The 14389-nt window shown below is 47.1% G+C and carries 12 protein-coding genes; 6 read left to right on the plus strand and 6 right to left on the minus strand.

Features of this window, described 5'->3' with window-relative positions:
- Position 1: 1 nt before the first annotated feature.
- The 4 genes from QGP82_RS05950 to QGP82_RS05965 all read left to right on the plus strand — a co-directional run bounded on the left by QGP82_RS05950 (position 2) and on the right by QGP82_RS05965 (position 3744).
- Entirely contained in the window at positions 2 to 394 is a 393-nt protein-coding gene (locus QGP82_RS05950; RefSeq protein WP_163670571.1) for a DUF4280 domain-containing protein, read from the plus strand.
- 79 nt (positions 395 to 473) lie between these two features.
- On the plus strand, positions 474 to 1277 hold the full coding sequence (locus QGP82_RS05955; protein WP_163670573.1) for an aspartate/glutamate racemase family protein: 804 nt from the start codon (positions 474 to 476) through the stop codon (positions 1275 to 1277).
- Positions 1274 to 2371, plus strand: coding sequence for a peptidoglycan-binding protein (locus QGP82_RS05960; protein ID WP_163697104.1), 1098 nt, complete (start codon positions 1274 to 1276; stop codon positions 2369 to 2371). Before QGP82_RS05955 ends, QGP82_RS05960 begins: the two co-directional genes overlap by 4 nt.
- A gap of 50 nt (positions 2372 to 2421) precedes the next feature.
- Entirely contained in the window at positions 2422 to 3744 is a 1323-nt protein-coding gene (locus QGP82_RS05965; RefSeq protein WP_163670577.1) for a dicarboxylate/amino acid:cation symporter, read from the plus strand.
- Here QGP82_RS05965 and QGP82_RS05970 read toward each other — a convergent pair.
- Positions 3741 to 5168 carry a PDC sensor domain-containing protein gene (locus QGP82_RS05970; protein WP_163697102.1) on the minus strand — a complete coding sequence of 476 codons (1428 nt, stop codon included), beginning with the start codon at positions 5166 to 5168 and terminating at the stop codon, positions 3741 to 3743. The genes QGP82_RS05965 and QGP82_RS05970 overlap by 4 nt on opposite strands.
- Positions 5169 to 5308: 140 nt before the next feature.
- On the minus strand, positions 5309 to 6028 hold the full coding sequence (locus QGP82_RS05975; protein ID WP_163697101.1) for a GntR family transcriptional regulator: 720 nt from the start codon (positions 6026 to 6028) through the stop codon (positions 5309 to 5311).
- A gap of 150 nt (positions 6029 to 6178) precedes the next feature.
- On the opposite strand from QGP82_RS05975, the gene QGP82_RS05980 reads away from it, so the two are divergent.
- Positions 6179 to 7108 (plus strand): fatty acid desaturase, encoded by a 930-nt coding sequence (locus QGP82_RS05980; protein ID WP_499057691.1) that lies wholly within the window; start codon positions 6179 to 6181, stop codon positions 7106 to 7108.
- 144 nt (positions 7109 to 7252) lie between these two features.
- Entirely contained in the window at positions 7253 to 8257 is a 1005-nt protein-coding gene (locus tag QGP82_RS05985) for an alpha/beta fold hydrolase (protein ID WP_499057693.1), read from the plus strand.
- A 95-nt stretch (positions 8258 to 8352) separates the two neighbouring features.
- Here QGP82_RS05985 and QGP82_RS05990 read toward each other — a convergent pair whose 3' ends face one another.
- The 4 genes from QGP82_RS05990 to QGP82_RS06005 are packed head-to-tail and all read right to left on the minus strand — an operon-like array spanning position 8353 to position 14376.
- Positions 8353 to 9696 (minus strand): glutathione S-transferase family protein, encoded by a 1344-nt coding sequence (locus QGP82_RS05990; RefSeq protein WP_499057695.1) that lies wholly within the window; start codon positions 9694 to 9696, stop codon positions 8353 to 8355.
- A gap of 58 nt (positions 9697 to 9754) precedes the next feature.
- Positions 9755 to 10771, minus strand: a complete 1017-nt coding sequence (locus tag QGP82_RS05995; RefSeq protein WP_499057697.1) for an NAD-dependent epimerase/dehydratase family protein — start codon at positions 10769 to 10771, stop codon at positions 9755 to 9757.
- A 12-nt stretch (positions 10772 to 10783) separates the two neighbouring features.
- Positions 10784 to 12463 carry an O-linked N-acetylglucosamine transferase, SPINDLY family protein gene (locus QGP82_RS06000; RefSeq protein WP_499057699.1) on the minus strand — a complete coding sequence of 560 codons (1680 nt, stop codon included), beginning with the start codon at positions 12461 to 12463 and terminating at the stop codon, positions 10784 to 10786.
- Positions 12460 to 14376 carry an asparagine synthase-related protein gene (locus QGP82_RS06005; RefSeq protein ID WP_499057701.1) on the minus strand — a complete coding sequence of 639 codons (1917 nt, stop codon included), beginning with the start codon at positions 14374 to 14376 and terminating at the stop codon, positions 12460 to 12462. The genes QGP82_RS06000 and QGP82_RS06005 overlap by 4 nt, the downstream gene beginning before the upstream one ends.
- Positions 14377 to 14389: the final 13 nt, after the last annotated feature.

Here is a 14389-nt window from a genome sequence, read left to right on the forward strand (position 1 = left end):
TATGGGAATGCAAGTTGTTGCTGGAGCCATGCTCAAATGCCCTTTTGGGGTGGCACCCAGTGTCTTAAATGTCTTACCCAAAGGACCACCTGTCATGGCTTCTGGCCCTCTAGCCGCCACCATCATGGACTATGCGCCTATTGTGAATATTCCTCCCTTTGGCATGTGTACTTCCCTGGCTAATCCCACTGTGGCGAGCGCTACTGCCGCTGCCCTGGGCGTACTGACGCCCATGCCCTGTTTACCTGTTATTCCAGCTCCCTGGGTTCCAGGTTCTCCTACGGTAAATATCAATAACTTTCCAGCCCTTAACAACAGTTCTAAGTGCATGTGTACTTGGGGGGGAGTGATAACAATTATGAATCCCGGACAGTTTACGGTTCAGGTTCCATAGCCAATTTTTCTGCTAAAACCCATAGTCAACTGGGCATCCTCAAGGAGTAACAAACTCCCAGGAAAGCTATGGGTACATAATGGCAGATAATCTTCCCAAAAATTCCCAGCGGCAAGTCAAGCTTCCAGGCATTTTGGGTGGGTTAGGTCCGTTGGCCCATATTGAGTTCGAACAACGCCTGCTACACCATAGTGCGCGACGGGGAACACAGTGTGATCAGGAGCATCCTAACTGGTTGTTGTTGAGTGCTGCGTCTACGCCAGATCGGACTCAAAGTTTGACAGGGACTGGACCAGACTGTGTTCCCTATCTGGTGCGCAGTGCTTGTTTATTAGAAGCGATGGGTGCCGGTTTTTTAGTGGTAACCTGCAATACTGCCCATGGGTTTTATCATACGGTGCAGGCACAGTTGGATATTCCCTGGCTACATATGATGGAGGCAACAGCGGCTTATATTGCTCAGTGTTTTCCTAATGTACGGCAGGTGGGCGTGTTGGCAACAGATGGAACGTTGCGATCGCAACTCTATACCACTAGCCTTGCTCAATATGGGATCTCTCCAATTTTGCCCCCTTTAGGTTCTCCTATTCAGCATCGTATTATGGAAGCAATTTACTCACCGGACTGGGGAATCAAAGCCACGGGTGCCTGGGTTTCAGACATTGCTCTCATCGAGCTGATCGTTGCTTCTCGCTGGCTAGCGGCTCAAGGAGCAGAACTGTTAATCGCCGGATGTACAGAAATATCCATCGGTCTTGCCCAACTCAGCCAGCTACCCATTAACTGGATTGATCCCCTGGATATCATGGCCAATCTCACCCTCGATCTTGCCTACGGAATAATTTCAGAGTCATCCACTGTGTCAGTCAAGAGTTTCCCATGATTAATATATCGTCACTGCGACTACCTCGATGGGTATCGCATCTCCTTGTTGTCACCCTGTTGATTGGTCTGGTTCAATTAGCTGCCCAGCCTGCCCTGGCTAATACCCTAAATACTCTGCGATTAGGGAGTGAAGGGACCGCTGTTGAACAGCTACAGACCCGATTGCATACCTTAGGATACTTTGAGGCAGAGATTGACGGGAGCTATAACAAATCTACTCAGCTTGCCGTTAAAGCATTTCAAAGAGACCGTAATCTACAGCCAGATGGCATCGCTGGCACTGAAACTCAGCGCCAGCTTGCAGGTACAGAAGAAGCTATCCATGCTCCCCGGACAGAGATGCCTCCTGATATTCAGCGCATTCTCGATCGCGGAAAATTAGTCGTCGCGTTACTTAGCACCGATAACACTCCCTTTTTTACAGAAGGCAACACACCAAAGGGGTTGGACATTACTATTGCCCAGGGATTAGCTGATGCCCTAGATGTTGATTTAGAGTTTAACCGCTCAGCGAATACCTTTAATGATGTTGTTGATCAGGTATATCAACTGAAGGCTGATATTGCTATTTCTAAGCTCAGTCGCACCCTCAGTCGGGCCAAACGGGTGCGATTCTCCCGCCCCTATGTCACCATGCGTCAGGGATTGTTAGTTAATCGGGTGCAGCTGGCTAAACAAACCGAAGGGAATCAGGTCATTGAAGCCATTCGTAACTTCAGCGGCAACGTGGGTGTTATTCAAGGTTCATCTTACGCTAGTTTTATTAAACAAAAGTTTCCTAAATCCACGATTCAAGAATATCCCACATGGGAGGACATTGTAGAAGCTGTCATTAATGGCGATATTCAGGCAGCTTATCGAGATGAACTTGAAGTCAAAAAAATTATTCATAAAAATCCAGACGCAGCCCTCAGGTTACAAACCATTGCCTTAAATGACACCCAAGACCAAATTGCCATGGCCTTACCTTGGGATAGTCAACATTTACAAGACTTTGTTAATCAGTATTTAGATACCTATAGTCTTGACTACACAGCTGACACCGTTCTAGAAGACTATGCCGATCATCTAGAGACCGATGAAAAAGAGTAGGGATCAACAGCTATGCGCCTCTACAAGTTCAACATCTATACGGGCTTATTATGACGATTAATCCTGCGACTAAACAACAGTTTTGGTCAAATACTCTCTCACTCAAATGGTTACGCAGTCCCTGGGCAATTCTCATTAGTGTTGCACTAGCAATCTATGTCGGTACTACACATCAAGAATTTGCCATCTTGCTAGCACCCCTCGGTAATTTTTACTTGGGGTTACTGAAGATGTGTGTTTTACCTATTCTTTTAGCCGCTATTACCACTAGCATTGGCCGACTGATGCAGAGCAGCAATGCAGCTCAATATATCAAACGTATTTTGGTAATCTTTCCTTTAGGTCTCTTGTCTGCCAGTGGCTTAACCGTTATTCTGGCGGCTATGATGGGACCTGGGCGTAATCTATCTACTAAAACACTGGAATCTCTAGGAGTCCTGGTCAATAATTCTGGCATTGATTTAGAAATGGCGTTGACAGGGCCAATTCCTGAAGAATCCTCCAGAGGGATGGCCTCATTTCTGATTAGCTTGGTGCCCGAAAATATTTTTAATGCCCTGAGCCAGGGTGAAACATTAAAGGTACTGATTTTCTCCATTATTGTCGGTATTTCATTGGGGCTGATTCGCGATCGCGTTACTGAGCCCTGTTTCGATATCTTAGAAGCCATTTATAAAACATTTAATCAACTAATTGACTGGCTGACCATGATTTTACCCCTTGGCCTCTTTAGTCTTTTAGCCTATCAGCTCTCTCAACAGGGGCTAGATGTGATGTTATCAATGATTAATTTTGTCATAGCTACCCTAGTCACGTTTTTAGTCATCTATGTTTTGAGTACGATAGTGGTCTGGCAACAATCCAAGATGTCCATCATTAAAGTGTTGTCAGCTTTACGTGAGCCGACCATCCTGGCCTTAGCGACGTCCAGCAGCTTAGCGTGTTTACCATCAGCTATTGCCCAGTTAACCGAAGCCTTAAATTTTAGTCGTCAAACTGTAAACCTGGTTACGCCTTTGTCAATTACACTTTGTCGATTTGGCTCAGTCATTTACTTTGCCTTGGGCTCAGTTTTTGTGATGCAGCTATATGACAAGCCAATAGGTCCAGTTAGCATCATGGTTGTAATTGTCGGATCTATTTTTGCCGGTATGGCAACAGCGGGGGTTACTGGCATTCTCACATTAACGATGCTGGGGATTGTGCTAGAGCCGTTACAGTTGCCGTTGGAGGCTGTCTTAGTTTTATTCGTAGCGATTGATCCCATTATGGACCCATTCCGTACTTTGGGTATTGTTCACACCGGCATTGCAACAACTGCTGTAATTGCTGATAAATCTAGCGGCAAAACTATTATCCCTGGTCTCAACTAGCGATTTCTATAGGCTTGTCGCACCTGCTGAGCATGTCTCAACAATGTCTCCAGCCGCTGACGATCGTCACCAGCGTTACCATGCTGATCAATCTCTGTTTTCAACAACTTAACCTGCTCAGATAGAGATTGTTGGCGGCTCATCACCACAGTAGCCATATCATTAAATAGTTTAGCAAGCTTACTAAACTCATCAGGTCGTGAAATAACATGGGCTAACGTCCGCGGATTAAACCGATTACGCTTAATCTCATCTGCCGCTTGATTTAGCTTATTAATGGGACGAATAATATGCAAGGCTGCGGTTAGCGCTAACAAAGAAGCAATCACTGTAATACCAATACCAATAAGTAGGGTATGTTGAGCTGTCTCTCGAATTTTGGCCATATAGTCATCTTGAGGAATGGTGACTCCAATAATCCAATCAACTCCTAAGTCTTTTAGATGATAAATATGGGCGTGCTGCGTTTGCCCGTCTAAATCAAATCTAAAGGAGTACTGCTTTTTCATCTGATTCAGATCATCGATATTCTCTAACAGATGATTGACAGTTTCTCGTACCAATTCATTTTGGCTATTGTTTGCCGCTAGACGTAGTTTTTTGTCTCCTTGCACGATAAATGGCTTCTCATTGGCAGAAATTGCAATCAAATCTCCAGATGGCTCGATGATAAATGCTTTGCCATTAGGGCTAACAAATAAGTTTTTAAGGAAGTCACTGAGCTCAAAGAGGTAAACATCTATGCCAAATACCCCCTGTAGCTGGCCATTTTGATCAAAAATGGGTGTGGCACGAGTCAGGGTAAGATCCGCCCTAGAATTGGCAATATAGACCTGACTCCAGACAGGTTCTTTGTTGAAAGCGGCTTCTTTATACCAAGTTCTAACCCGAGGATCGTAGTCGAATACTGTCAGTTGGGTTGTTGGATTAGCCTTAGTATCCACTTCATAGGCAATGCGTTGAAAATTTGTGGTTTTATCGACAAAATCCATACGAGTTGAATCATCTTGACGTTCGCTGTAAACAAACTCACCCAACTCATTGCCATAGAAAAGATTATTAGTCAGTTCATCGGACTGGGTGAACGTCCAGAGAGTTTGCCCCAACTGACGAGTATCTTGAATATTGAGATTGCCACTAGCCACCTCGGTCTCAATTACAGAAGCAATCAGCGATGGTTTGGTCAAGTAGCTGTCAACCTGTTTTTCAATATTGGCAGCAACTTCTGTACTAATTTTTCCCACTAGCTCATCTACAGCTTTCTGACCGTTACGAAAAGCCAACCCGCTCGTCAAAAGAATGCCAGACACTAAGGGGGTGACCACACACAGGGGCAAACTCCAGCGAATAGAAACAAGCTGTTTAGTCGCATTAACTCCGGTAGTTATCCCGGTGGCTAGAGAACTTTTGAATTTAGCTGTCATAGGAGTGATTGCTAGGGTTAGAGGCTTTGAATCAAGCCAAGAATCTCCTACTAACATGCCCGTAGTCGCTACAGCATCAACATAATTTGCTGATTCCACCGGACTCCTATCTTATTCACCTGAAACTGGATGACTATTTTTCACTTCTCAAAGGAGAGAGAATAGCAAAAACGATCTGCTCGCGAGATTGTTTCCCCATGTAAGATGGGGGACTGATCATGGGTGTAAGCCGTATAGCGATACACAATCAGTGGTTGACCTAAGGGCACTTCTAAATAACCACTGATTTCATAGTCAGCATGCGTGCATTCAATGACTGCATCAACCTGCGCAATGACGATTCCATGAGCTTCAAGGGTTGGAAATGTCATTTGCCGCTTCAGCTGAGCACCAAACTGCTGCCCCAGTTCCAGTACAAGATAGCTGACATCCACTGCACCAACGACGCCATCCATATGCAGCAGTTTTTTTTGCAGATAAACTGTTGACTTATCAGGCAACTGTAAGGATGTTTGCACAGCGTTAGAAGGACGAATTTTTCTAAAAGTAAGATTTTCAAATGTGAACTGAATCCCTTTACGTGCTAGATCTCGTTCTAGAAAAACCAAGGGGCTAGATAATGCATAGGCGACCTTTTGCCTGGGAGTGACAAAAACACCCCGCCCCTGTTGCGCTTGTGCCAACCCCTGACTAACTAGGTTGGCCACAGCTTGTCTAACCGTAATCCGACTGACATTAAAAGCCTCCATCAGCTGATGTTCGCTGGGCAATTTTTCACCAGGCAAGTAATCACCTGCTTCAATTTGCTGGCGAAGCTTCTCCGAGATACTGATGTGTAAAGGAACAGATGTTGACGACATATGGAAGAGTGCCTATGTCAGGATTTGATGAAATATCACCTAGCCTTGTTATAGCAGCTATGGTGTGCTACTTTTTACTTGTTATAACAAGTGTTTCAAGAGTTCAAGATGTCAGAACCGTTGAGCACTTGTCCCATCAACGTTGGAAAGATGTTAACTGACTCGACTCAAGCCCCTAACGTATCGGTGTCGAAACCTCATAAAATCTTGGATGTTTGTGAGCTTAAGACATTGAATACACGCACTAATCTGGACGGTGTAGCTAGGTTAGCCTTACATGTAGTTGTGCTTGGTGTCAGTGGCTACCTGTGGGGAAGTGCGTCCAGTTGGCTAAAGTTTCCCGCCCTGTTGCTCTATGGGATCGGCCTTGCCATGATGTTTTGTCCAACCCATGAATGTGTTCATCGGACAGCATTTGCTAATTCTAGGACCAATGATGTTGTGGGATGGTTAGCGGGTCTATTATCGTTCTATAACAGCACGTTCTATCGTTATTACCATAAGTGGCACCATCGCTATACACAAATTGCCGGAAAAGATCCAGAACTGGATGATCCTAAACCTGAAAATCTAGGCCAGTATCTATGGCGGCTAAGTGGTGCTTCTTGGTGGTATGACAAAATTAAAGGTCATCTAAAGATTTCTTTTAGGCAACTGGAAGATTATTACTTTTTGCCACAAAGTTCCTACGGAGACGTGATCTCGTCAACTCGGCTACAGTTAGGAACATATATTGCGATCGCACTACTTTCCACGGCCCTAGGGCATCCCTGGTTTATTGTCACCTACTGGTTGTTGCCACTGGCGTTAGGACAGCCATTCCTCAGATTTGTACTCATTGCAGAGCATACAGGGTGTATGAATGATGATAATCCTCTCACAAATACACGCACAACATTAACGATATGGCCGCTCCGACTCTTGATGTGGAATATGCCCTATCACGCTGAACACCACCTTTATCCGTCGATTCCATTTCATGCGTTGCCCAAGGCTCACCAAAAACTGAAAGATTCTTTCTCTCGAGTCGATTCAGGATATTTCCAGGTGAATCGATCAATTATTAGCGCTTTGCAATAAGAGAGAACATTAATCCTTTCTCTCCTCAAAAGAGGTAGTTTCCCTTTGGATAATCCCCCCTGTCACCTGTCTAGGAAGAGATTAACGTCTTGATTTGAGCATTGAGCATTGAGCACTGCATTTACTTCATTCGTAAACAGAATCATGACGTCTCCTAACAGCTTTGTTTTGAAAGAGTTTCCACTACAGTGTGGTGTAGTGTTGCCTGAAGCAGAGATTATCTATCAAACCTATGGAGAGTTAAATTCAGAGCGCAGTAATGGGGTACTATATCCCACATCTTACGGAGCACAGCACAGTGATGTTGACTGGTTGGTGCGTCCAGAAAGTATTTTGGATCCCACTGACTGGTTTGTAATTATGCCAAATATGTTTGGCAACGGCCTTTCCACATCGCCTAGCACCTGTCAGGATGCCAAGCGACCAGGGTTTTACTTCACCCACTATGACAATGTGCGAGCCCAAGCTGCATTGTTGGACAGCTTAGGCATTGATCAGTTAGCCCTGGTATACGGCTGGTCCATGGGAGCCCAGCAGGGATATCATTGGGGTGCACTTTATCCAGAGCGGGTGAAGCGGATTGCAGCATTGTGTGGCACCGCTAAAACTACTGATCATAATCGGATTTTTCTCTACAGTTTGAGGGCTGCTTTACAGGGTGATCCCACCTGGAATGGTGAGCGATTTGAAGGGATACCGGAAAAAGGGTTTCACACGTTTACTCAGATTTATGCCAGCTGGGCTGCGTCGCCAGCTTATTATCGAGCAAAGCCTTATCTGGCATGGGGCTATGGGTCGTTAGAAGACTATCTGCTGCGGAGTTGGGAAGCGGGTTATCGACGGCGCGATCCGCATAATTTACTGGCAATGATTGAGACGTGGCTACACTGCAATGTGGGAGATAATCCCATCTATGGGGGTGACTATGTTAAAGCAATGGGGTCAATTACGGCCAAGACCTTGGTGATGCCTGCTACAACAGATCTGTACTTTACACCGGAAGATTGTGAGGCAGAGGCCAAACTAATCTCCGGAAGTAACTACGTTCCAATTCGTTCCATTTGGGGCCATCGAGCTGGCAATCCTTACCAGAATCCTGAAGACGAGATCTTTATTAAGCAAACGGTTGAGATGTTGCTAGCCAGTTAAAGAGACGTTCCATAGAACGTCTTACATCATTACCCCATCACTCATCTACCCATCGACAGCCCCAACCTGGGGCTTTATTTTGTGCAGTCCCCTTATTATCCCCTCAGCCAGTTCAATCCAAACGGCAGAGATTTTTCTGCTGCACCATCAGGGGTTTCTGAAGAGAATTCTGCCGGATTTTGATCATACCGATTACGTATTGGAATAGCTGGTCCTTGGGCATCACCGACTAGCGCCGCTGTCTTTTCTAGGGCCATCCGCAACCGCTTTCCTGCATAAATCGACATGTCGCGGGGGACATTGACCCGGTCTCGCAGATAGCGCAGACCATTATCGCTCCCCTGGGGTGGTTCACACGCTTCCCCCGTCATCAAGTTGGTGAGAGCACAGCGCAGGGCTTCATCAAACATCTGATCGTCTGTGGGGTTGACGCGAATAATATTGCCACGATGTTTTAATACCCGATGCAGTGCTTCCACACGAGAGTTTTCGGGTTCAGGGTAGCCCACATCCGGTAGACCCAACCAAGGTCCCTGGTCTACCCGTTGTTGATTAGCCCTGGCCTCGGGTTCGCCATTTTCCCAGCAGCCTCCCATTTGGGGTGGGAGGTCATGGACATGGGTATGAAAATCACTCTGGGTACCGCGATAGGTGGGGCGAGTTTCCATAGCGTCAAACCAGGCAGCCAAACCAGGATTCTCTTCGCGCATGGAGTAGCCTTTGTAGTAAAACAGGCTGGCATTCATGCGCTCCACGTAGGGGGTAAATACCAGGTCGACAACACTGAATTTTTCTAAAAAGTACGGGCCAGGAGTAGCCGCTAGCGCTTCTTCCACCTTAGCTACCACAGCCACAAATTGCTCGCGGTTAAACTGCTCCTGACGGGCAGAGCGAACGGGTTGGCACAGCCAGCTACACCAGGCACGGAACAGCAGGCGCTCTAACCGTCGCAGGGGAATTGCCTGGGGAGCCAACATGCTTACGGTCAGTGGTCCAAATGCCTGCTCCAGAGCGATTAGAATATCATCGCTTTCTGTAAGTCGCTTTCCATCTAACTCTACCCCAGGCAGCGTACCTGAAGGCACCTTCTGTTTATACCAGGCTTCAGCCTGGCATAGTTTAGCAGAAAAGTTTTCATCAAACTGGATAGCAGGCAGCATCCCAGATGGGACAAGGGCTTTATACCATGTTTCTTTGGTGCCATAACAGAACATGGTTACTTTTTTAATGGCATAAGGAATTTGCTTTTCCTCTAGCCATAGCCACACCTTCTGGCAGTAAGGGCACCATGCGTGGTTGTCCCTGAACAGCGTTAGCAGCGGCTCTTTTTGACCGAATAATCTCAGCGTTGCTTGAGGATTTGTTGGGCCATTGATGCGATCACGTTGAATTGTGTCTAGCGCTTCTAGCTCGGTCCAAGACAGTGGTTGAGTAGTCATGCTTGCGTATTGAATGCTGACTACTCCAAGCTAACGCTAAACGCACCACCCTAGGAGGTCACTTCAAGGCGTTTGCAAGCTTTACCACACTTTTGGTAGTCCCCTTATTTGTCTGATGTCGCCATTGATTAAACCAATTTAGTGTTGCTTGCAACCCAGTAAATAATGAATATTCTGCCGTGTATCCTGTACGAATCAGGGCCTTGTTACAGCCTACCCAGTGAGATGGATCGCCTCCTCTTTTATTGCCTTTAAAGGTAATACGCTCGATGCTTTGATGGGCCATCGTGACAATTAGATAGGCTAGATCACGAATTGCCGTACCGTTACCAGAGCATACATTAAATATGGGTGCGCCAATTCTTGTCTGGCTAGTCAACGTTGCGAGTGCGCGTGTGGCATCCTCAACGTGAATGAAATCTCGCACTTCCCGACCACTGCCAAATAACGAAATGGGTTCATCGGAAAGCAACGTCCTATGCAGAATGTCAAACACCACTTGTTTTTTCTGTCTTGGTCCATAAATAGAAAAAAGACGTGCGATCGCAGCTTCAAACCCATAAAGGTCTGAATAGACGCGGATGTACTCTTCTGCGGCTAATTTACTGACACCATAGGGGGAAATAGGTCTAACAGGTGTCTCCTCAGTAATTCGATGGGTGGGGGGCTCACCATATACAGCCGCTGAAGACGCAAAGATAAAACGACCTCTGAATTCACAGTTGCGCAGCGCATCGAGTAAATGGACGGTGGCAACTAAGTTTTGTGAAAAGTCTTGAGTGGGCCATATGATAGAACCTGAGGCGTTGGCCATGCCCGCTAGATGAAAAATTGTATCAAACCGTTGATCGGCTAAAAACTCACCAAGCTGTGGAGTGAGTAGATCCAGTTGGACAAATTGATGCGGCAGTTTTAGCCAACGCCCATACGCTGAGTTGCTCGCCGCAGGTGGATCAATGTCAATGCCCGTTACATGGGCACCAGCAATGGTTAGCTGATCGCACAGTGCCAGGCCTAAAAAGCCACTCACGCCTGTAATAAGAACACGCTGACCACGTAAAAAGGTATGGATCATGGAGCCATATATTTAAAGTACATGTTGGGGCACGGGCGTTTGTTCTAGAAATGTGAAAAAGCTTTTTTCCAATGCCTCAACACAAGACAAGTCATCATAGAGGCGATGCTTATTCTGTGCCATTTGTTCTGTTACCACCTGACGCCATTGCTTGTTGCGCCCGAGACAGATGGCAATTTCCCCATAGTGCTCAACGCTGGTTGCCACCGTTGAGATCACGCCCATTTGGTGTAAAATTGCGCTGCTGACGCGCCCACGGACAAACTCTCCTGGCATCGTTACAACCGGTAAATCATGGGTGATTGCTTCCAGCGTTGTGGTTGTCCCAGCGACGTCAATGCTGTCAAGAAAAATGTCTCCAAGCGCATTGAGACGATGGTAATCAGCATCTGACAATGTCGGTTGCATCACCACAAACTGATCCATATCTAGCTCAGCGTCAGAAAAAGCTGGTCGCAAGCGATTTTCAAAAATACGTGTTAATGCCTCCGAGGACTTATGCTTGAGGAAAACAAATTGGCAATCGCCAACGGCCTTTGCAATCTGAGGGTAGAGGCGATCATATTGCGGCAGGTATTTAAACAGGGATTGCAAACATAGATAAACAACAGATGATGATCGCAGTCCGTATGCTTGTCGCTGTAGATCCGCTCCGGTAACCTGGGACGGCGTGTAGTGAATGGACAGATTGGGCAATCGAATCAATTTTTCTGTGTGATGGTGTTGTGCATTCCTGGGTTCTAGCAAGTCGCCACTCAAGTAATAGTCCATGGTTGGTAGACCGCTGGTGACATAGGTGCCCCAAGTAGTGCATTGAATGGGAGCGAGGCGCAGCGCTGATAGCTGAATGCTGATCTTATCCATACTGACTTCTGGATAAAGCAAGACGTGGGGATGATCGGTGCTGATAATCTGGCCCCAGGCTTCGATGGATCGTGTCCCATCTGTGTAGGAATGCAGTAGCGATCGCGCCAGGTCTGTTGCGTGATCTTTTTTTGTCCCTAATGAATAGCCTAATAGTTGAAACTGTTCATGATTTAGATGCTGCAACCACCCCTTTAAAATCACTTTCCATACAGAATGGTTGTGAAAATGACCGAAAACAATGCCGATCCGCAGTGGCTCTGTTGTGTTATGAACAGATGTCTTGGGAAATGGTAATGGGCGTTGATAGGACCATTGTGGATAGCGTGCCGCCATAATATGACAGACCACATCTCCATAGAGTCTCTGCAACTCAGTATCGTTATGCCCTTGATAGATCAAGTAAAACGGACTCACGGTACCGACAACCGTCGCCAGTTCGGCAACAGCCTGTGTTGGAGCCTTCTGCAAACGTTGGTGCAGCTCAAGCAGCTGACTATGATATCGATGTCGGCTGGACAATACCTCTTTTTGTGTTCGATAAATAATCGGGATCTGTAGCATGCAGGCAAAATAGCGGGCGGCTAGAGAATCCGGTTCAAGTGCGATCGCCTGATCACAGCATTGCAAAGCTTGTTCAGATTGGCCAAGATGATGATACGCTTTCGCCAGCCCTAAATAGCTTTCAACGTTCTCTGGATCAAGCTTTAACGCTTTTTCGTACCAGCCAATGGCCAACACACTTAGTCTTGGCTCGGGCGGGTGATTCAGATACAACGTGGCCATTTGATGGCAGTCAGTTACCGTGTCCTGGTTTGTGCCCATCATGCGACCACCTTCGTACAAACATTTGCACAGGCCAACGTGATGGCTAACGCTTCCGTACCCCGCTCAAACTCTGTTGCCTGATCTACAGCTTCCGTAAGACGTTTCAAATCGAGATATTGAGCGACAGCATGGAAACGTGGGTCCGCCTGGAGCTGTTCGAGCAATTCTGGCAAGGCCGCGACCATCACCTGGCCAATCACATCAAAGGCCGCTTGCTCTACTTTAGAACGATTCCACCGGATCTCTTGGGGAAGTATCCCCCCCACGGCGCGGCGCATTAAAGAACGCGTCCAGCCATTTTGCACAAACTGCTCCGGCGGCACCCCCAAACAAAACTCTAAGATCCGCCGATCTAGCAGTGGATAACGGTAAGAGACACCTTGCCTTGCCCCATTGATGGCCCATGATTCAATGCGCTTAGTAATGTGACCGTTGTCTAGCCAGCGCCACTGCATTTGTTGCACACCAGGACGCTCACGCAAAGCTACACCCCGTAATCTCCGCACCGCCTCCCGATGCTCATCGGCAAACTGAGAATTGATCCAGCTCTCTGGGTAGCGGCTGTATCGTCCCGCCAGCATCACGGCAATGGGCTCTGGAATCAGAGGGATCAACACTTTTTCGTAAAACAGACGGGCATATCGCGCCGTTTGTCGTGCGTGTGAGATATTATCGCTTGTCTTTGTGAAGGCACACAATTCATGGTGCAGCTGTTGCCACCGGCCTTGCAAGAACTGTGAAGAGAGACACCCCCAGCCATGTCCTGTCACCGTTTCATCACCGCCCCATCCTGAAAGCATCACGTGCACGTGATCCTGGCTAGCCTGCTGCAAGACAAGTTCTTCTCGCAGCATCATTTCGTAGGGCACACGGGTAAAATCACGCCGATACGTGCGCACAACATCCTCTACACTGAGGTCGATATAGTTACAAGCAATGGCATACTGACGGCAGAGTGTTTGGATAAGATCATGTTCATTTCCCGCTGGTTTATTTGTTCGAATTGGCTGGGGTGACCAGGAATAGGCCTTCAGCGTCTTGTCTTGGTGCTGTAGCAGCTGCGATGCAATGGCGACAATAGTGGACGAATCTAGCCCACCGCTTAGGTGCGCACCAATGGGCAGATTCGTTTGAATACGGCATTCAACAGCCTGGAACAACAAGTCTCGTAACTGCTCGGCATAGGCCTCATTGGATGGCAAGCGAACGTCGCGAATATTGCCTAAAGACCAATAACGACACAGCCGGCTCGTCTCTTTTGTCACCGACAGGTGATGGGCAGGGGGGAGCTTGAAAATATTGGCCTGAAATGTCTGATGCTTCTCAGCAAAATATGTATCTTCTTGGAGATGCGCAGCTAGCAGCGGCTCGTTCAACTTTTGAGGCACGGAGGAACAGGCCAGCATAGCTTCGATATCTGAGGCAAAGACAAAGCAGCCGGGAGCGTCATAATAAAAAAATGGCCTCAGCCCCATGTGATCCCGACCGCAAAACAATTCTTTGCGTTGCTGATCCCAGATAACAAAAGCAAACGCCCCAACTAGCTGCCCAACGCAAGCTTTCTGCCACTTCGCGTACCCTAATAGAATTAAGTGGCTATCAGTGAGTGTGCGACGTTCACTCACGGGAATCTTCAATATCTCGTATAATTCTTCCCGATTATCGATCCGTGCATCGGCTATGATAAACAGTCCTAAAGCCTGTGGATGGGTAATCGGCAAACGCTCAGGATTTGATGTAGAGTCTAGGTCACAAAGAGAATAACCGAATCCGATCTCCTCTCCGATCTCCTCAGTGCAGTGGGCGCGAGTGCCCGTTGGCCCCCACAGCTTTATGATGGCTCGCATGGCCCCCAATGTTTCAGGGGTGACAGGTTGGCCGTTTTTGTGAAAAATCCCAAAAATGCCGCGCATAGTCTACTTACCG

It is taken from the genome of Leptothoe sp. LEGE 181152, assembly GCF_032906605.1.
GTDB classification, from domain to species: domain Bacteria; phylum Cyanobacteriota; class Cyanobacteriia; order Phormidesmidales; family Phormidesmidaceae; genus Leptothoe; species Leptothoe turfae.